The 17699-nt window shown below is 66.8% G+C and carries 17 protein-coding genes and 1 tRNA gene; 10 read left to right on the forward strand and 8 right to left on the reverse strand.

Annotated elements, in window-relative coordinates:
* Positions 1-39 precede the first annotated feature (39 nt).
* The 3 genes from fmt to AC5P8D_RS13045 are packed head-to-tail and all read left to right on the forward strand — an operon-like array spanning position 40 to position 4043.
* The gene (gene fmt, locus AC5P8D_RS13035) at positions 40-963 is read left to right on the forward strand and encodes a methionyl-tRNA formyltransferase (RefSeq protein WP_010481179.1); all 924 of its coding nucleotides are present in this window, start codon (positions 40-42) and stop codon (positions 961-963) included.
* Positions 964-966: 3 nt separating this feature from the next.
* Positions 967-2298 (forward strand): 16S rRNA (cytosine(967)-C(5))-methyltransferase RsmB, encoded by a 1332-nt coding sequence (rsmB, locus tag AC5P8D_RS13040; protein WP_043397505.1) that lies wholly within the window; start codon positions 967-969, stop codon positions 2296-2298.
* 23 nt (positions 2299-2321) lie between these two features.
* Positions 2322-4043, forward strand: a complete 1722-nt coding sequence (locus AC5P8D_RS13045; protein ID WP_495203387.1) for an ArnT family glycosyltransferase — start codon at positions 2322-2324, stop codon at positions 4041-4043.
* An 18-nt stretch (positions 4044-4061) separates the two neighbouring features.
* Here AC5P8D_RS13045 and AC5P8D_RS13050 read toward each other — a convergent pair whose 3' ends face one another.
* On the reverse strand, positions 4062-5183 hold the full coding sequence (locus tag AC5P8D_RS13050; protein ID WP_197601624.1) for a glycosyltransferase family 4 protein: 1122 nt from the start codon (positions 5181-5183) through the stop codon (positions 4062-4064).
* A gap of 43 nt (positions 5184-5226) precedes the next feature.
* Complete coding sequence (locus AC5P8D_RS13055) at positions 5227-6045, reverse strand: glycosyltransferase family 2 protein (protein WP_010481187.1); 819 nt, start codon at positions 6043-6045, stop codon at positions 5227-5229.
* Between AC5P8D_RS13055 and AC5P8D_RS13060 the strand changes: the two genes are divergently transcribed.
* On the forward strand, positions 6044-7102 hold the full coding sequence (locus AC5P8D_RS13060; protein WP_495203388.1) for a CDP-glycerol glycerophosphotransferase family protein: 1059 nt from the start codon (positions 6044-6046) through the stop codon (positions 7100-7102). The two genes, AC5P8D_RS13055 and AC5P8D_RS13060, sit on opposite strands and share 2 nt — an antisense overlap.
* A 113-nt stretch (positions 7103-7215) precedes the next feature.
* Here AC5P8D_RS13060 and AC5P8D_RS13065 read toward each other — a convergent pair whose 3' ends face one another.
* The 4 genes from AC5P8D_RS13065 to AC5P8D_RS13080 form a co-directional block, all read right to left on the reverse strand.
* Complete coding sequence (locus AC5P8D_RS13065) at positions 7216-8754, reverse strand: PH domain-containing protein (protein ID WP_010481191.1); 1539 nt, start codon at positions 8752-8754, stop codon at positions 7216-7218.
* Entirely contained in the window at positions 8751-9251 is a 501-nt protein-coding gene (locus AC5P8D_RS13070; RefSeq protein WP_043397520.1) for a PH domain-containing protein, read from the reverse strand. Before AC5P8D_RS13070 ends, AC5P8D_RS13065 begins: the two co-directional genes overlap by 4 nt.
* Before the next feature lie 75 nt (positions 9252-9326).
* Positions 9327-10463, reverse strand: a complete 1137-nt coding sequence (gene ribA, locus AC5P8D_RS13075) for a GTP cyclohydrolase II RibA (RefSeq protein WP_495203389.1) — start codon at positions 10461-10463, stop codon at positions 9327-9329.
* Between the two features lie 85 nt (positions 10464-10548).
* Positions 10549-11469, reverse strand: a complete 921-nt coding sequence (locus tag AC5P8D_RS13080; protein ID WP_010481197.1) for a lauroyl acyltransferase — start codon at positions 11467-11469, stop codon at positions 10549-10551.
* 62 nt (positions 11470-11531) lie between these two features.
* Here AC5P8D_RS13080 and dtd point away from each other — a divergent pair, with 62 nt between their 5' ends.
* From dtd to AC5P8D_RS13100, 4 genes are all read left to right on the forward strand, one after another.
* Positions 11532-11972, forward strand: coding sequence for a D-aminoacyl-tRNA deacylase (gene dtd, locus AC5P8D_RS13085; RefSeq protein ID WP_495203390.1), 441 nt, complete (start codon positions 11532-11534; stop codon positions 11970-11972).
* Between the two features lie 90 nt (positions 11973-12062).
* On the forward strand, positions 12063-13916 hold the full coding sequence (rpoD, locus tag AC5P8D_RS13090; protein WP_010481200.1) for an RNA polymerase sigma factor RpoD: 1854 nt from the start codon (positions 12063-12065) through the stop codon (positions 13914-13916).
* A gap of 476 nt (positions 13917-14392) precedes the next feature.
* Positions 14393-14524 carry a hypothetical protein gene (locus tag AC5P8D_RS13095; RefSeq protein ID WP_019338915.1) on the forward strand — a complete coding sequence of 44 codons (132 nt, stop codon included), beginning with the start codon at positions 14393-14395 and terminating at the stop codon, positions 14522-14524.
* Positions 14525-14743: 219 nt separating this feature from the next.
* Positions 14744-14819 (forward strand) — tRNA-Ile (locus tag AC5P8D_RS13100).
* Between the two features lie 178 nt (positions 14820-14997).
* Here the strand turns inward: AC5P8D_RS13100 and AC5P8D_RS13105 are convergent.
* Together AC5P8D_RS13105 and AC5P8D_RS13110 are read right to left on the reverse strand one after the other, a co-directional pair.
* On the reverse strand, positions 14998-15381 hold the full coding sequence (locus AC5P8D_RS13105) for a hypothetical protein (RefSeq protein WP_049452913.1): 384 nt from the start codon (positions 15379-15381) through the stop codon (positions 14998-15000).
* A gap of 79 nt (positions 15382-15460) precedes the next feature.
* Positions 15461-15940: a YcxB family protein gene (locus AC5P8D_RS13110; protein WP_495203391.1), complete on the reverse strand. Its 480-nt coding sequence runs from the start codon at positions 15938-15940 to the stop codon at positions 15461-15463.
* Positions 15941-16183: 243 nt separating this feature from the next.
* Between AC5P8D_RS13110 and AC5P8D_RS13115 the strand changes: the two genes are divergently transcribed.
* Positions 16184-16603 (forward strand): H-NS histone family protein, encoded by a 420-nt coding sequence (locus tag AC5P8D_RS13115; protein WP_043397532.1) that lies wholly within the window; start codon positions 16184-16186, stop codon positions 16601-16603.
* A 101-nt stretch (positions 16604-16704) separates the two neighbouring features.
* Positions 16705-17691 carry a glycoside hydrolase family 43 protein gene (locus tag AC5P8D_RS13120; RefSeq protein WP_495203392.1) on the forward strand — a complete coding sequence of 329 codons (987 nt, stop codon included), beginning with the start codon at positions 16705-16707 and terminating at the stop codon, positions 17689-17691.
* Positions 17692-17699 lie beyond the last annotated feature (8 nt).

A 17699-nucleotide genomic window follows, 5' to 3' on the forward strand; every position in this document is an offset into this window, starting at 1 on the left:
TTCTTTCCTGCACGAATCCATCCTGCAAGTGGGGTAGCCATGAGGATTGTCTTTGCCGGTACGCCGGAATTCGCGGTGTCATCGCTGCGCGCGGCTGCGCGCCATCATGAGGTCGTGGCCGTCTACACCCAGCCTGATCGTCCGGCCGGCCGTGGCCGTGGCCTGGCGCCGTCGCCGGTCAAGCTGGAAGCCGTGGCCCGTGGCATTCCGGTCTACCAGCCCGAGTCGCTGAAGGACGCGGCCGCCCAGCAGCAGCTGCGCGACCTGCAGCCGGATCTGATGGTGGTAGTGGCCTATGGCCTGATCCTGCCCAAGGCGGTGCTGGCCATTCCGACCCACGGCTGCTGGAACGTGCATGCCTCGCTGCTGCCGCGCTGGCGCGGTGCCGCGCCGATCCAGCGCGCGATCCAGGCCGGCGACGCCAAGACCGGCGTCTGCCTGATGCAGATGGAGGCCGGCCTGGATACCGGCCCGGTGCTGCTGCACCAGGAACTGCCGATCGCGGCCACCGATACCGGTGGCCAGCTGCATGACAAGCTGGCCGAGCTGGGCGCACAGGTGCTGTCCGATGGCCTGGGCCTGCTGCGTGCCGGCATCAAGCCGATCGCGCGGCCGCAGCCGGAGCAGGGCGTGACCTACGCGCACAAGCTGGACAAGGCCGAAGCGAAGCTGGATTGGGCGCAGGACGCCGGCGCGCTGGCGCGTACCGTGCGCGCGTTCAATCCGTGGCCGATCGCCGAGGCGACGCTGGCCGGTGAACGCGTGCGCATCCATGGTGCGGTGGCGCTGGAGGCGGACCACGGCCAGGCACCGGGCACCGTACTGGCGGCCAGCCGCGATGGCATCGACATCGCCTGTGGCCAGGGCGCGCTGCGCCTGCGAGTGCTGCAGCGGGAAGGTGGCAAGGCGATTACTGCGGCCGACTACCTCAACGCCCGCCGCGATCTGCGCGTGGGGGCATAAGCGGTGTCGAAGCAGAACGATTTCTCCGTCGCCAAGGCGGCGCCGGGCGCGGCCACGCGCATGCTGGCCGCACGTGTGCTGGCACAGGTGTTCACCCGTGGCCGTTCGCTGAAGGCCGAGCTGGCCTGGGCGCTGCCGAAGCTGGCCGACAGCCGCGACCGCGCGCTGCTGGAAGCCCTGTGTTTTGCCGTCCTGCGTCGTCGCAGCACCTATGACGCGGCGCTGCAGTCGTGGATGCAGAAGCCGCTGTCGGCGCGTGATGCCGACCTGCGCACGCTGCTGATGGTCGGGTTCGCCCAGCTGGACGTGCTCGAGCTGCCGGCGCACGCGGCGCTGTCGGCCACGGTCGATGCCGCGCGTGCACTGGGCCGTGAGCGCCAGGCAGGCCTGGTCAATGCGATCCTGCGCCGCGCGCAGCGCGAAGGTTTCCCGGAACAGCCCGCGCGCGATGCCTTCCCGGAATGGCTGGCCGATGCGGTGGAACGCGATTGGCCGGCGCAGGCCGACGCGATCTTCAGCGCCAGCCTGCAACCGGCGCCACTGTGGTTGCGCGCCAACCGCCAGCAGGGCGGCCGTGAAAAGGCACTGGCAGCGCTGGCCGAAGCCGGCATCGCCGCGGAAGCCAGTCCGCTCAGCGCCGACGCGTTGCGCCTGGCCTCTCCGGTTGCCGTGAATCAGCTGCCCGGCTTCGCCGAGGGCGCGATCTCGGTGCAGGACCTGTCGGCGCAGTGTGCGGCCGATGCGCTGGCCCCGGTGGCCGGTGCCCGCGTGCTGGACGCCTGCGCGGCACCCGGCGGCAAGTCGGCGCACCTGCTGGAGCGCGACCCCAGCCTGCGCCTGCTGGCGCTGGATATCGACGCGCGCCGTCTGGCCCGCGCACGCGATACCTACACCCGCACCGGCGTGGGCGAACATGCGCAGACCCTGGCTGCCGATGCCAGTGATCCCGGTGCCTGGTGGGATGGCGTGCCGTTCGACGCGATCCTGCTGGATGCGCCGTGCTCGGCGACTGGCGTGATCCGCCGCCAGCCGGATGTGATGTTCCACCGTCGCGCTGAAGATATCGATGCACTGGTTGGCGTGCAGGCGCGCCTGCTGGAAGCCTGCTGGTCGATGCTGCGCCCGGGTGGCGTGCTGCTGTATGCCACCTGTTCGATCCTGCGCGCCGAGAACATCGATCAGGTGCGCGCGTTCCTGAAGTGGCATCCGGATGCCGTGGCGCAGCCACTGGGCGACGCGTTCGGCGTCGATTGCGAAGGGGTGGCACGCCAGCGGCTGCCGGGTGAAAACGATGCTGACGGTTTCTTCTACGCGCGTCTGTTAAAAGCAGCCTGACCCCCGCTGCCGTTTCGAGTCCCATGCTGAAAACCCACGCGTCGCGCCAGACGTGGTTGTTGGTGGTGATGGCCCTGCTGGTGCTGGGGGCCGGCCTGGGCCTCCGTGATCCGTGGCCATCGGATGAGCCACGTTTCGCGCTGGTGGCCAAGCAGATGGTCGACAGCGGTTACTGGTTGTTCCCGCATCGCGGCCCCGAGCTGTATTCGGACAAGCCGCCGATGCTGATGTGGTGGCAGGCCGCGCTGTACAGCCTGGTCGGCCACTGGCGGGTGGCGTTCCTGCTGCCCTCGCTGCTGGCCGCGCTGGGCACGCTGTGGTGCGTGGTCGATCTCGGCCGCCGCCTGTGGACGCGGCAGGTGGGGCTGTACGCGGGTTGGGCACTGCTGTTCGCGCTGCACTTCACCTTCCAGGCGAAGAAGGCGCAGATCGATCCGCTGGTGGTGCTGTTCATCACCCTGGCCAACTACGGCCTGCTGCGCCATCTGCTGCTGGGCCCGGCTTGGCGCTGGTGGTGGATGGGCTGGTTCTTCGCCGGCATCGGGGTGATCACCAAGGGCGTAGGCGTGCTGGCGCTGATGATGATCGTGCCGGCCGCAGTCGCATCCATGCTGCATTGGCCGCGGGTGAGCCTGCACGTGCGTGACCTGCGCTTCTGGCTGGCACCGCTGGCCTTCCTGCTGGCGGTGTCGTTGTGGCTGGTGCCGATGCTGCTGGCCGGCCTGGCCACCGGCTCGGAGCCGTATCGCGCCTACATGGACGACATCCTGTTCCGGCAGACCGCACGGCGCTATACGCAGTCCTGGGACCATCACCAGCCGTGGTGGTACTTCCTGGCGATCATGCCGTCGATGTGGATCCCCGCGTTCCTGCTGCTGCCGTGGGCGCTTCCGGCCTGGTTCCGGCGGCTGCGCCGGCGCGATGCGCGCTACCTGCTGCCGTTGGCCTGGTGGCTGCTGGTCGTGCTGTTCTTCTCCATTCCGCACGGCAAGCGCGACGTCTACATCCTGCCGGCATTGCCGATGTTCTGCCTGGCGTTGGCGCCGTTGCTGCCGGGGCTGCTGAGGCGGTGCGATGTGCAGCGTGTGCTGGGCGCATTCACCGCGTTGCTGGCACTGGCGCTGGGCCTGGTCGGTGCGCTGGCGCTGCTGGGTGATCCGGATTTCGAAGTGCGTCTTACCCATGGCCGCGGGTTGCTTCCCGGTGCCACCGATGCGCTGGCCTGGGCGGCGCTGGCGATGGCGGCCTGGTCGGCCTTGAGCCTGTGGGTGTGCGGGCGCCGGCGCAGGCACGTTGCCCTGGTCGCTACCCTTGCCGGGGTCTGGGTGCTGTACAGCCTGGTCGGTTATCCGGTGTTGAACGATTCCAGCTCGGCCCGTGGCCTGATGCGCGAGGTCAGCGCACGCATCGGCCCGCAGGCCGAGCTGGGACTGGTGGCATGGAAAGAGCAGAACCTGCTGATGGCCGATCGTCCTGCGGCCACCTTTGGATTCGAAGCGCGTTGGCATCAACAGCTGCAGGCAGCCGTGCGCTGGCAGCGGCTGGTTCCGCAGCACCGCTGGCTGCTGGTGAACGAGGATGCGATGCAGGCCTGCATTGATCGTGCGCAGGCCGAAATGGCGGGCATTTCCAATCGTCGCCGCTGGTGGCTGGTACCTGCCGACGCGGTCGCCGGCACCTGCCGGCCGTCGGCGGCGGAACTCGAGCACGAGCGCCGCCTGCAGGGGCCCGGCATCACCGATTGAGCGTTCGGGCAACGTGGCTCAGGGGCTGGCCAGGGCGGCGTGGTAGCTGGCCAGCGTGGCGTCGGCGAATGTCTGCAGGCCGAACTCCCGCTGTGCATGGCGGCGTGCTGCCCGGCCATGTTCCGGCAGCGCATCGCGCTGTGCGTACAGCGCCTGCACCTGTGCGGCGATGGCGTCGATGTCGCGGGTGGCAACGACCCAGCCATCGACGCCTTGTTCGATGTTTTCCGGCAGGCCCGCGTAATCGCTGACCAGCATCGGCTTGGCGCTGGCCATCATCTCGCGGCAGGCGAAGGAGATCGTCTCGACGTCATGGGACAGCACGAAGCCAGCATCGCCGGCCGCGATCAGTACGCGGGTATCGGCCAGCAGGCCAGTGAAGTGCACCTGCGCGGCCACCTCGCCCAGCGCCTGCACCTGTTCGCGCTGCTGTGCGCTGGGCAGGTGGCCGGCCACGGCCATGTGCACGTGTGGGCGTACCGCATCGGGCAGCCGCGCGATGGCCTGGGCCAGGTCGATCCAGCCCTTGTAATCGTCGGTGCCGGCATTGCTGACCAGCACCAGCGCCTGTGGATCCTGCGTCCATTGCTGGCGCAGCGCGCTGCCGGTGCCGGCCGGCTGTGGCGAGTAGCGCTCCAGGTCCACGCCGTTGCGGACCACGTCGATCGGGCAGCGACGGTATGGGCCCTGTTCCAGCAGGCGCTTGGTGTCGGCCGAGACCGCGATCAGCCGATCGGTGGCCCAGCGTGCGCGCAGCACATTGCCGAAGGTATCGGTGGGTTTGCTGTTGTGCTTGGTCAGCACGATCGGCGGGCGGCGCATGCCAAGCAGCCCCTGCATCACGAAGCGGTGGTCGCGCGCACCGTTGACATGGATCAGGTCGATGCCTTCATCGCGCACCAGCCTGCGCAGCGCACGCTGTTCGGCCAGCTGCCGGGGCAGCGTTGGCAGGCCGCTGCCGAACGCAATCGGCAGTGTGCGGGCAAGGCCTTCATCGGCCATGGTCCGCAGCAGCCGGCTGTCGGCCGGCGCGGCGACATGGAGCGTGTGCTGGCCGTGCAACGCACGCGCCAACGAGACGATGTACGTGGTGTGGCCGCCACCGTCGCCATAGTGGAAGTTGGTGTACAGGATTTTCATGGGGGATCTTCAGGCAACGCCCGCGAAGTGTGACACAGCGTGGTCACGGCCGGTCCGCGGAAGGCGCCGGGTCGGCCACCGCCTGTCCATTGCCCAGCATCCACAGCATGATGGTCTTCTGCCGCACGTAGTTGGCGCGTACGTAGGCGTAGACCAGGCCATGCCAGCCATCGCGGAAGCCGCCACGGAACAGGAAGCCGCGCCAGAACCGCCAGGCCGGCGCAAGTACCAGCTTGCCCAGGGTGGCCCGCTTGCCCCGTGCGAACTCGTGCTCGGCCATCATCCGCGCATACTTCTCGGTCTTGGCCAGCTGCTGCTGCAATGACCGGTACGGGTAGTGGATCAGGTCGCCGCGCAGCGTACCGACGCTGCCGTCGACGCTGGCCGCCTCGTGGATCTCGCGCTTGCCGCGCCAGCCGCCCTGGCGGCGGTCGAACAGCCGCATCACCCGGTCCGGATAGGCGTTGCCGTGGCGCAGGAACCTGCCGAAATACTCCGAGAGGCGGGCGAAACGGTAGCCGGCGTGGCCGCTGAAGCCGCCGTCGCGGGCCTGTTCGATGGCCGCGCGCAGTTCCGGGCTGATCCGTTCATCGGCATCCAGGCACAGCACCCAGTCATGGCTGGCCTGCTCGACGCAGAACGCCTTCTGGCTGCGGAAACCCTCGAACCGGCGCTGCAGCACGCGGGCACCGGCGGCCTCGGCGATGGCTACGGTGGCGTCAGTGGACTGCGAGTCCACCACCACAATCTCATCGCAGAAGGCCAGCGAGGCCAGGCAGTCGCCGATGCGCCCGGCCTCGTTGAACGCGATAATGCACGCCGAGATGCGAGGCCGTTCGATGGGAGCGGTCGTGGAGGACATGATGGCCGGGTACCTGTTGTTTGCGACGGAGCGCTATGCGCTGCCTATTCTCGCCCCGTTGGCGCAGGCCTTGCACGCGTCCGGGCAGGAGGTAGCAGCCTGGTTCGAGGATGGCGCGGCCGGCAGCAGCCTGCCGGGGGTGCCCAACCTGGGCGTGAAGCAGGCCCTGGCAATGCGTCCGCGGGCGGTACTCAGCGCGGCCAACTGGGTGCCGACGTTCCTTTCGGGGGCCAAGGTGCAGCTGTTCCATGGCTTCAACGTGGAAAAGCGGGACAGTGCGCGCGGCCACTTCCGGGTGCGCGGCATGTTCGACCTGTACTGCACGCAGGGGCCGGCCACCACTGCGCCGTTCCGCGAGATCGCTGCCCTGCAGGGCCATTTCGCGGTGGCAGAGACCGGCTGGCCGAAGCTGGACCCGCTGTTCCGCGATGACGGTGGCGAGAGCGCCGCGTTGCGTGCTCCGGCCGGCGAGCGCCCGGTGATCCTGTTCGGCTCGACCTTCACTGAACGGTTGAGCGCGGCCCCGCACCTGCACGCGCAGATCGCCGCCGATATCGCTGCTGGTGATCACTACTGGCTGCTGACCCTGCACCCGAAGTGCCCGCCGGAACTGTTCGAACGCTACCGCGCGCTGGCCGGTGCCAATGCCCGCTTCATCGAGCCCGAGCAGGTGATGGCCGCGCAGCGCGCCGCCGATGTACTGGTATCGGATACCTCGTCGATCGTTTCGGAGTTCATTGTCCAGCACAAGCCGGTGGTGACCTTCCGCAACCGCGTGCCCAAGCCGCACATGATCGACTTCGATGATCCTGCGCAGCTGCAGGCGATGCTGCAGCGCGCGCTGCACCCGGACGCGGCGCTGCAGGCGGAAATCGTGCGCTACGCCGATGCCATCCACCCGTACCGCGATGGCCTGTCCAGCGAGCGCGTGATCGCGGCCACCGAGGATTTCCTGTCGGGTGAAATGGGCGCGCTGCGGCGCAAGCCGTTCGGCAGCTGGGTGCGCGACCTGCAGATCCGCAAGGACCTGGGCTATTGGGGCCCCTCGCAGCGGTAACGGGGGTGATGTAGCGCCGAGCCCATGCTCGGCTGCGTCAAGCCGAGCATGGGCTCGGCGCTACAGTAGATCCACGCCATGCGTGGATGCGCGGCCGGGATCCGGCCCCGCCGTCACCAGCGCAGCTTGCGCCGCGCGAGTGCTGCGGCCAGCTGCTCCATCACTTGTTGCGCCTGTGCCTGCGGCAGATGGTGCAGGGTCAGCGCCACATCGCCATGCGCGCCGGCGGTATCCAGCTGCAGGCTGCTGGTGCCCAGCAGCCTGTCCAGCGGCGAGCGCTGCAGGCGCAGGCCCTGCACCTTGTCCAGCTCGGCCCAGCGCCACCAGCGCTTCCACCAGCCGCCGCGCACCGCCACATAGTGCTCGTCCAGGTACCAGCCCATGCGCGCCATCTGCCGGTGCGCGACCAGCAGCGCCACCGGCAGCCACGCAAGCACCAGCAGGCCCCATGGGCCCCAGCGCCAGTACGCGGCCGCAGCCAGCAGCGGCACCAGCAGCAGCGCGCCCAGGCACAGCCGCCACCAGCCGCGCTGCGGAATGGACTGCCACTGCGCGGGTGGCCACTGCAACTGTGGCAGCAGGTGCTGCACCAGCTGCTCGCAACGCGTACTTGACGCCAGCGGTGCCAGTTCGCGCAGGGCGCGGTCCTCATCGCGCGCAGGGCCACCGGCGGCGCTGTCGATGCGCAGCTGGCGCAGTCCGAACCAGCGCTGCAACGTACCTTCGCGCAGCGTCCAGGCCTGGATGCGCCGGCGCGCCACGCTGCTGCGGGTGCGGCTGAGCAGGCCAGCCGAAACGGTCAGGCGGCGATCCTGCTCGCTGAGGGTGAAGCCGTGGTAGCGCAGCAGGGTCAGCACCACCGACAACACGCGCAGCGCCAGCCAGCCCAGCAACAGAGCCGCAGCCAGCAGCAGGAACGCGCCGGCCACGCCGGGGTGCAGGTGGCTGGCGTAGCCGAAGGCCTCGCGGCCACCGCGCTGGAGGGCATCGTCCATCACCGGCCGCGGCACGGTCTGGAACAGGACACCGAACGCGGCGATCGCCAGCGCCCAGCCACGGTTGGAGAGCAGCCCCATGCGCACCACGTCCCAGCTCGACAGGCGCAGCAGTACCTGTTCGGTGTCGGCCTCGGTGATCGAGGCGGCGGCGACAACGTCGGCGGCCTGCGGCGCCTGCCCGCGCTGGCGCACCAGTCGTTCCAGCGCCAGCGCCTGGTCCAGCTTCAGCACCCGCATTTCGGCTTCTGGACGCACGCCGCCGGCCGATTCCAGGCGCAGCTCGGCCACACCGAACAGGCGGTGCAGCGGGTTCTGCCGGACCTCCACGTTGTGGATGCGCGCAAACGGAATCTCGCGCCGGTTGCGCGCCAGCAGACCGCTGCGCACGGTAATCGCATCACTGCCGATACGGTAGCGGTAGCTGAGGTACTGCAGCACCGAGACCAGTACCAGTGCGGCAATCGCCGTCAGCGGAATCAGCTGCGCCCACATCGGGTCGCGGTCACCCCGCTGGCCGAACACCAGCAGCGCGACCAGCGGCAGGAAGTAATGGCGCAGCTGCATCAACAGTACGAACAACCATGACCACGGATGCAGGCGGTGGTCCTCGCCACCGGCGGGCAGCGCTGCAGGCAGAGGTGGTGGCAGGCTCACAGGGCGTCGGCGTCCTGGTCGAGCTGATGGGACAGGGTGTCGCGCAGGCGCTCGGCATCCGCCTCGTCCAGGCCGCTCACGGTCACCGCGCTCATGCGGGTGCCGGCGGTGTGCACGATCAGCGTGGCCAGACCGGCGCGGCGTTCCAGTGGCCCGCGGCGCAGGTCCAGGTGCTGCACGCGCGACAGGGGGATTCGCGTTTCCAGCTGCCACATGAGGTCGCGGCGCAGCCCCAGGCCCTGTGCGTCCAGCCGCCAACGGGTGCGGACCAGGCGGCGATGGCCGAGCCACGCACCACATGCAGCCCCCACCAGCAGCCCGAGGGCTGCGACCCATACGCCACCGGGCAGATCGAAGAACCACCATGCAGCGGCCAGCGGCAGGCCTGGCACAAACAGGCCACCGAAGGCACCTTCCAGTGCGGCCAGCCGCGAGGCGCGGCGCGGCAGCGACTGCCAGGCATCGGTGGGCGGAGCAGTAAGGGGAACGTCGGTCACGCGGGCTCCGTCAGGTGGCAGGGCGGGCGGTGGCGGCCGTGGCCGCACCGCGCAGACGGTAGCAGGTCGGCTGCGTTACTGGGCAGCCTGGATCAGCGCGTCCACATCCAGCATGTGGCCGGCACGATCGGCCTTGGTGCGCAGGTAGTGTTCGTTCTCGGCGGTGATCTCGCCGGTGACCGGAATGCAGTCCAGTACTTCGATGCCGGCATTGCGCAGGCGCTGCGCCTTGGTCGGGTTGTTGCTGAGCAGGGCCACGCGCGAAATGCCCAGGCCACGCAGCATGGCCACCGCGCTGCCGTAGCGGCGCTCGTCGGCACCGAAGCCCAGCTGTGCGTCGGCGTCGATGGTGTCCAGGCCGTCGTGCTGGTAGCCGTAGGCGCGCATCTTGGCGGCGATGCCGGTGCCGCGGCCTTCCTGGTCCAGGTACAGCAGCACGCCGCCGCCCAGTTCCTTCAGCTTGCGCAGGCCGCGCCGCAGCTGGTCGCCGCAGTCGCACTTGAGCGAGCCGAACAGGTCACCGGTCAGGCACGAGGAGTGCACGCGCACCGGTACCACCGCCGACAGGTCCGGTTCGCCGACGATGATCGCGACCTGGTCACGCTGGGCGACGCCGCCACGGAACACCGCGAACGTGGTCATGCCGACATCGCGCAACGGCACCGGTGAACGCGCCACCAGTTCGTAATCATGCGCGGCATGTGCTGCGCCTTCGGCGAGGTCGCACAGGGCCACCTCGGCCGCGCCATCGAAGGTGCGGTCTTCGGCGTCCAGGCGCACCGCCACCATGGCCGGCAGCAACAGGCCAAGGCGGGCCAGTTCCACGGCGCCTGCGTCGAAGGCGTCACCGGCACTCCAGCCGTTCGGCATCGGGCCCGGTTCGCGCAGATAGCCCAGCGAGGGCAGGGCGTCGAAGGCAACACCGGCCAGCGGCAGGCGCGCACCCTGCGGGGCCTCCACGCCAAGCACGCGGGCGCGGGTGGCGGTCAGGAACAGGTAATGCCGCTCGTGGGCGGCATTGGCGAAGGCAGCGAAGCTGCTGGCCGTGGCGCTGTCCAGCGCGATCACCGCCAGGCGCTGGCCCTGGCCATCGTGGAGCAGCACCGGGCGACCGGCACGCAGTTCGGAAACCGCGCGCTCGCAGCGGATCGCGGCCGGATCGCCGAACAGGGAAGAAGCAGCAGGCATGGCAGGACCGGGGGAGGCGGACATCGCAGTCTCTATGGGGGCGCCGGCGTCGTATTCAACGTGGTGCGGCCGCCGGTCGCAGGGGCCGGTGGCCTGAGTGCAGCGGCCGTCAGTGCGGGTGTTCCTCGGTCGCGTAGGGGTCTTCCTCGCCACTGCCCGATGGTCGCAGCGTATAGCGCTTGTAGGTCCACTGGTACTGCGCAGGGTCGCGGCGGGCGATGCGCTCGATGCCTGCATTGAGCGCGGTAGCGGCCACCTGCGGGTCCGGGTCGGCCACGGCGGGGTCGGTCGGTTCGATGTGCAGGGCGAACTCCATGTCCGGCCCGATGCGCTCGCACCAGCCATACAGCACGGTGGCGCCGGTACGCTCGGCCAGCCGGTTGACCAGGGTCATGGTCAGCGCCTGCACGCCGAAGAACGGCACGAACACCCCATCGCCGGCCTTGGGCTGCTGGTCGGGCAGGATGCCGGTGGCACCGCCGTCCTTGAGCACCTTGAACAGCTGGCGCACGGCCGGGCCTTCGGCACGCACCTGCTGTACGTTCTGGCCGCCCCGCACCAGCTGCAGGAAGGCATCGCTGGCCTCGTCTTCCGGTGGCTTGTAGACGATGGCGATCTGCCCGCGCGAGGCCAGCCACTGGTTCAGCAGCTCCCAGTTGCCGAAGTGCGGCGCCGCCACGATCACGCCCTTGCCGCTGGCCAGCGCCGCGTCGTACAGGGCCTCGCCGTGGCGCTGCTTCAGGTGCAGGCGCAGGTTGTCGGCCGGCGCCTGGCTCCACAGTCGCAGGGTTTCGATGGCCTGCAGGGCGGTGGAGCGCAGCAGCTCCCGGTGCAGGCGGTCGCGCGCGGCGCCCTCCAGGTCCGGGTAGGCCAGCTCCAGGTTGCGCCGGGTGACGCGGCTCTCACGGGCGTTGAGACTGATCCAGGTCCAGGACAGGGCACGGGCGACTCCCCGCAGCAGCGGCCAGGGCAGGCGGGCGAACAGGGTGGTGGCGCGGTAGACCAGCCGGGCTTTGCGTTGCGGATTCATCGGCGCCAGTTTAGCCAAGGGCGCTGCTATCGTGGCCGGCCGTGTTCATTGGAAGCCCCCGCATGCTCGTCCTGATCCAGCGCGTCAGCCAGGCCGCCGTCCATGTCGATGATGAAGCGGTTGGCCAGATCGGTCCGGGCCTGCTGGCGCTGGTCGGCATGGAGCCGGGCGACAGCGAGACCCAGCTGCAGCGAATGGCCGAGCGCCTGCTGGGCTACCGGGTATTCGCCGACGAGGCCGGGAAGATGAACCGGTCGCTGCGCGATACCGCCGGCGGCCTGCTGCTGGTCAGCCAGTTCACCCTCGCCGCCGACACCCGGTCGGGCATGCGCCCCAGCTTTACCAGCGCCGCCCCGCCGGACGAGGCTGAACGCGGGTTCAATCGATTTGTCGAGATCTGTCGTGAAAATCACGCGCCAGGGGTGGAAACGGGCCGATTTGGTGCCCATATGGTCGTCAGCCTGGTCAATGACGGTCCCGTGACCTTCCTTCTCAGGCCCTAAGCCGCCGGGACCACCGCCCGGCAGGCCGGGCCCCGGGCTGGTATAATGCTACGTTCCCTATTTCTCCCTAGCCGGTGGCGCGAGCACTACATGGCCAACGAACGTCCTGCCCAATCCGAAATCAAGCAACTGATCAGCAAGGGCCTGGAACAGGGCTACCTGACCTACGCCGAAGTCAATGACCATCTGCCGGACGACATGGTCGACCCGGAACAGATCGAAGACATCATCGGCATGATCAACGGCATGGGCATCGATGTCCATGAAGTTGCGCCGGATGTGGAAACCCTGCTTCTCAACGACGGCAACACCGGTAACCGCGAAGTCGATGACACCGCGGCCGAAGAAGCCGCCGCCGCACTGAGCGCGCTCGACACCGAAGGTGGCCGTACCACCGACCCGGTGCGCATGTACATGCGCGAAATGGGCACCGTCGAGCTGCTGACCCGCGAAGGCGAAATCGCCATCGCCAAGCGCATCGAGGAAGGCCTTTCGCAGGTCCAGGCGGCCCTGGGCCAGTTCCCGGTCTCGGTCGAGTCGCTGCTGACCGACTACGAAGCCCACAAGGAAGGCAAGAAGCGCCTGGCCGAAGTGATCGTCGGCTTCAACGATCTGACCGATGAAGAGCCGGCACCGCCGGCGGCCGCTGCCGATGACAGCGCCGATGCCGACGCCGAAGGCGACGAGGACGAGGACGACGATGTCGACGGTGGCGATGAAGAAGCCGCACCGACCGGTCCGGATCCGGAGGAAGTCGCCGCGCGCATGCAGGCGCTGAGCGATGCCTTCAACGCCTTCAAGAAGGCCGCGACCAAGGGCGACAAGAAGAACCTGCCGCGCCTGCGCGAAGAAATGTCGGCGGTGTTCGTCACCCTGAAGCTGCCGCTGCCGCTGACCGATGTGCTGACCAAGCAGCTGCGCGACACCATGGCGTCGATCAAGGCCCATGAGCGCCGCGTGCTGAACCTGGCCACCGTCACTGCACGCATGCCGCGCAAGGACTTCATCCGTTCCTGGGAAGGCAACCAGACCAACCTGGAGTGGGTGGAAGACGCACTGAAGCGCAAGCAGAAGTGGTCGTCGGCCCTGCGCGAAGTGAAGGACCAGATCATCGCCGAACAGCAGGCGACGATCGACATCGAGAAGCTGACCCAGCTGGACCTGGAAGAGCTGAAGGAAATCAGCCGTGCCATGGCCTACGGTGAAGCCAAGGCGCGCAAGGCCAAGAAGGAAATGGTCGAGGCCAACCTGCGCCTGGTGATCTCGATCGCCAAGAAGTACACCAACCGCGGCCTGCAGTTCCTGGACCTGATCCAGGAAGGCAACATCGGCCTGATGAAGGCCGTGGACAAGTTCGAGTACCGCCGCGGTTACAAGTTCTCGACCTACGCCACCTGGTGGATCCGCCAGGCGATCACCCGCTCGATTGCCGACCAGGCGCGCACCATCCGTATTCCGGTGCACATGATCGAGACGATCAACAAGTTGAACCGCATTTCCCGCCAGATGCTCCAGCAGTACGGCCGCGAGGCTACGCCGGAGGAGCTGGCCAAGGAAATGGACATGCCGGAAGACAAGATCCGCAAGGTGATGAAGATCGCCAAGGAGCCGATCTCGATGGAAACCCCGATCGGCGACGACGAGGATTCCCATCTGGGCGACTTCATCGAGGACACCAACGTGGAGTCCCCGATCGAGAACACCACCAACATCAACTTGTCTGAAACCGTGCGCGACGTGCTGGCCGGCCTCACCCCGAGGGAAGCCAAGGTGCTGCGCATGCGCTTCGGCATCGACATGAACACCGACCACACCCTTGAGGAAGTCGGCAAGCAGTTCGACGTGACCCGCGAGCGCATCCGCCAGATCGAAGCGAAGGCCCTGCGCAAGCTGCGTCACCCGAGCCGCTCGGAGCAGCTGCGCAGCTTCCTGGATATCGATTGATTTCCAGGTAGTGCCGAGCCCATGCTCGGCAAGTGGTTCTGTCAAGAAGAACCCCCGCTTCGGCGGGGTTTTTCTTTGGTGGCGGTGGGGCGTGGCCGGCGGATTCGTAACGGGATTCGTATTGATTACGTAACACTATTCCGGCGACCGAGCCTCCAAGGTCGCGTGGAATTCATCTCCAAACAATGATTTGCGGAATGCCGTCGGCGATTGGGACGCGGTGAGTGCCGGAATTACGTAACACTATTCGTCCCATAATTCACCACTCGGTAGAACCGGGCAATGCCCCGGGGAACTGCCGCCTGTCGCATATGCCATTTGAATTCACTCAATGGCGGCCGCAGTCTGGCCGGGCAGATGCTCAACACATCACGTGGGCGGGCCGGACATCACCGGCACCGATGCAGACGCGCAGCAGGTCGTAGGCGCCATGTACGCACTGCTGCTCTGGTTAGTCCTGTATCTGGAGCTACGCCATGAACGATGTAGAGAACGACGCGCCCGATTCCCCGCGAGACGATTTCACGCCGCTGCTGGACCGGGATGAGGTACTGCAGGATGAGCGCGAGGATCGACTTGGGTTCGCCCGGCGCACGATGCGCTGCTGACGCTTTCTGGCTCGGAACTGGTTGATGGGTTTGGTGGCAGTAAGCAGTCGGGGCTGGAAGGGGCGCGAAGAACCGTCGCGCTCTTTCAGGCGCATCTACGCCAGATGCAGCACTTCGAGGAGATTGCGGAGGTGCGGCTGGAGCAGGTGGCCAATGCGTTGGCAGTGATGCCTGAGTAGCCGGGCGGGGGGGCGGTCCACTACACTGTGGCGCTGCGCAGGGCCTATAGCTCAACGGTTAGAGCAGGGGACTCATAATCCCTTGGTTTCAGGTTCGAATCCTGATGGGCCCACCACACTGATCTCCGGCGGAGTCCAAGAGCGTCTAGCAAGGGTTATTGATGCTGGATTTGGAGCAGTTATTGCGTCTATTGATGTTCAGTGGCATCCACGAAGAAAGTGAGTGAGCGCTGGTCATGGCGAGATGGCTTTCCATCAGGACTCATGAAATCGGGGATGTTCGCCGGGCTCGATCTACTTCGTGCGGGCACCGCATTGCGTGGCGGCCTCGATGTAGCGTGCCTGCCGGCGCTTCAGGAACTTGCTGTAGAACTTGATCTCGCTTCCTCCTCCAGCCTGAGGGGTGATCTCAACAAACTCTGCCGGGACGCCGCCGTTGGAAGTGGACACGGAGTAGCCATCGGAACGGGGCTCAATGACGTACTGCCAGTGCGATCCCCCAATGCTCACCTCTCCCCACGCATCGCGTACGCAAGTGGCCGCAGCCAAGGGATTCTGATCGGACGAGAATGTCGCGACGTGTCCAGTGCGTCGCATGTCGCCGACGGAGGTACAGGCGGCCAGTAGCAATGTGATTCCTGTCGCTGCCATCCTGAGGTGATGAGTCTTCCCTTGCATGCGCTGTCTCCGTTATACGCAACGAACTGTGACGTGTTCATTGGAGAGCTGCAATGTTTCAAACGTTCGGTAGATACGCTCAGCCCGCCGCGCGCGAGGCCAATCTCCGGAATTCATCCATCTGCGCCTGGCCGTTGAACCATGCTTTCGGGAGAACCTCGAACATGACGTCCGAGTGGCAGAGGAGCAGCACTTCCTCGTTCTCCCGCACCTTGGCGTAATCCGACCACCGCCGTTTGGCCTGCACATGCTCGGACGCAACGCTGAGCCACTCTTCGTCCCAGCTATAGGTGTAGTGGGCGTGCAGACTCGCCTGTTGACGGTGGATCTTGGCCACCTGACGGGGCAGGGTCAGCCTGGACTGGGCGAACGCACTGATCGCGCCACCGACGCCGCCGCAGACCAGGATAAGGCCAGAGAAGTGATGGTCCGTGGCAAGAGCGACAACGCCGATCACCGCACATGCCAGCAGGACCCCTACCAGCACCTTTACCGCCTTCCGCCGGTGCAGGCGAAGTGCGTGGAGATGATGCTCTTGAGTAAGCGTTCCGGAGATCATCCTTCTTTCCTTGTGGTATCGCCATGAATCGAGACGTTCCTGAATCCGGCTAATCCTTGACGCATCATCATTTAGGGGGGATCGGATTCATGACATTCTGTCATTCCGTGGGATGGCCGAGAATGAAACTAATCAAATTATCCCGATCTCATGCCGGCAGGCTGCAGAGGGTGGCCGTCGGCAAGTTGCTGCACCTATAAACCAAACTTGACACCCAGCCCGCCGCAGTAGACCTTTCCCCGCATGACTATCGATATCGAATCGCTCAGCCTTCGGGAGCTGGGCGCACTGGTGGCTGCGGCCGAACAGCGCAAAGCGCTCATCACCACCCGCCGCCCGGCCGCGGCCGTGCGCCGCCTGCTGAAGGCCGCTGCCGCCGAAGCTGGTTACACCATCGAAGAGCTCTTCGGCGATGAAGCCGCAGAAACCGCCGCACCTGCGCGCAAGTCCGCCCGCCGTAAAACCGGCAAGGTCGCGGCCAAATACCGCGATCCGGAATACAAGCGCCTGACCTGGACCGGCCGTGGCCGCATGCCGCGCTGGCTGGCCGCCAAGGTATCGATGGGCCACAAGGTCACCGATTTCCTGATTCCTGGCCTGGCCAGGCCGACAGCGGGCAAGACCAGCAGCATCGGCAAGCGCACCGTCATCAAGAAAGCCTGAGGCCTTCGTCCCATTCCCGCCCATGGGGTGAGGCTGCCTTCGCAATCCGCATCTGAATCGATCTAATATGCTCCCATCCATCCAGCACGGGAGCGCACGGCATGGCGTTGAGCAAGTGGATGATGGCCGCCTGCATGGCAGTGGCACTGGCAACGGGCGCGCACGCCGCGCCGCCGGCCACCTCGGGTAATCCGATCCTGCAGGGGTGGTATGCCGACCCGGAAGCGGCGGTATTTGCAGGCCGCTACTGGATATTTCCAACCACCTCGGCGGACTACGATGCGCAGATTACGTTCGATGCCTTCTCGTCGCCTGATCTGGTGCATTGGACAAAGCATGCCGACGTCCTGAACGCCAGGAACGTGCCCTGGGCGAAGCGCGCGATGTGGGCGCCGTCCGTCGTGGAAAACAACGGCAAGTACTACTTCTTCTTCGCCGCCAACGACATCAAGACCGATAGCGAGCTGGGTGGCATCGGCGTGGCGGTGGCCGACCGCCCGGAAGGGCCCTACAAAGACCTGCTGGGCAAGCCGCTGGTCGGCGCTTTTCATAATGGTGCGCAGCCCATCGATCAGTTCGTCTTCAAGGATGACGATGGCGCCTGGTACATGATCTACGGCGGTTGGAAGCACGCCAACATCGTGCGCCTGAAGGATGATTTCACCGGTGTGCTGCCGCTGACCGATGGTTCGCTGTTCAAGGAGATCACCCCGGCGCCGGAATACGTGGAGGGCCCGCTGATGTTCAGGCGCGGAGGCCGCTACTACTTCATGTGGTCCGAAGGCGGTTGGGGTGGCCCGGATTACTCGGTGGCCTACGCCATCGCCGATACACCCACCGGGCCCTTCAAGCGCATCGGCAAGGTGCTGCAGCAGGACGAGGCCATCGCCACCAGTGCCGGCCACAACTCGGTGATCAAGGTGCCAAATAGCGACCGCTGGTACATCGTCTACCATCGCCGGCCGCTGGGTGACACCACGCGCGACCATCGGCAGACCGCCATAGAACGCCTGGAATTCGATGCGCAGGGGAACATCCTGCCGGTGAAGATCACCCGCGAGGGTGTGGCCGCCGATCCGCTGCGCTGAACCGTACG

It is taken from the genome of Stenotrophomonas sp. YJH_SMC_101-4 (assembly GCF_059370395.1).

What these genes read in the sequence shown, in the direction of transcription:
- fmt (WP_010481179.1), top strand. Translation starts at nt 40, where the DNA reads ATGAGGATTGTCTTTGCCGGTACGCCGGAATTCGCGGTGTCATCGCTG.
- AC5P8D_RS13045 (WP_495203387.1), top strand. Translation starts at nt 2,322, where the DNA reads ATGCTGAAAACCCACGCGTCGCGCCAGACGTGGTTGTTGGTGGTGATG.
- AC5P8D_RS13050 (WP_197601624.1), bottom strand. Translation starts at nt 5,183, where the DNA reads ATGAAAATCCTGTACACCAACTTCCACTATGGCGACGGTGGCGGCCAC.
- AC5P8D_RS13060 (WP_495203388.1), top strand. Translation starts at nt 6,044, where the DNA reads ATGATGGCCGGGTACCTGTTGTTTGCGACGGAGCGCTATGCGCTGCCT.
- AC5P8D_RS13055 (WP_010481187.1), bottom strand. Translation starts at nt 6,045, where the DNA reads ATGTCCTCCACGACCGCTCCCATCGAACGGCCTCGCATCTCGGCGTGC.
- ribA (WP_495203389.1), bottom strand. Translation starts at nt 10,463, where the DNA reads ATGTCCGCCTCCCCCGGTCCTGCCATGCCTGCTGCTTCTTCCCTGTTC.
- AC5P8D_RS13080 (WP_010481197.1), bottom strand. Translation starts at nt 11,469, where the DNA reads ATGAATCCGCAACGCAAAGCCCGGCTGGTCTACCGCGCCACCACCCTG.
- dtd (WP_495203390.1), top strand. Translation starts at nt 11,532, where the DNA reads ATGCTCGTCCTGATCCAGCGCGTCAGCCAGGCCGCCGTCCATGTCGAT.
- rpoD (WP_010481200.1), top strand. Translation starts at nt 12,063, where the DNA reads ATGGCCAACGAACGTCCTGCCCAATCCGAAATCAAGCAACTGATCAGC.
- AC5P8D_RS13095 (WP_019338915.1), top strand. Translation starts at nt 14,393, where the DNA reads ATGAACGATGTAGAGAACGACGCGCCCGATTCCCCGCGAGACGATTTC.
- AC5P8D_RS13105 (WP_049452913.1), bottom strand. Translation starts at nt 15,381, where the DNA reads ATGCAAGGGAAGACTCATCACCTCAGGATGGCAGCGACAGGAATCACA.
- AC5P8D_RS13110 (WP_495203391.1), bottom strand. Translation starts at nt 15,940, where the DNA reads ATGATCTCCGGAACGCTTACTCAAGAGCATCATCTCCACGCACTTCGC.
- AC5P8D_RS13115 (WP_043397532.1), top strand. Translation starts at nt 16,184, where the DNA reads ATGACTATCGATATCGAATCGCTCAGCCTTCGGGAGCTGGGCGCACTG.
- AC5P8D_RS13120 (WP_495203392.1), top strand. Translation starts at nt 16,705, where the DNA reads ATGGCGTTGAGCAAGTGGATGATGGCCGCCTGCATGGCAGTGGCACTG.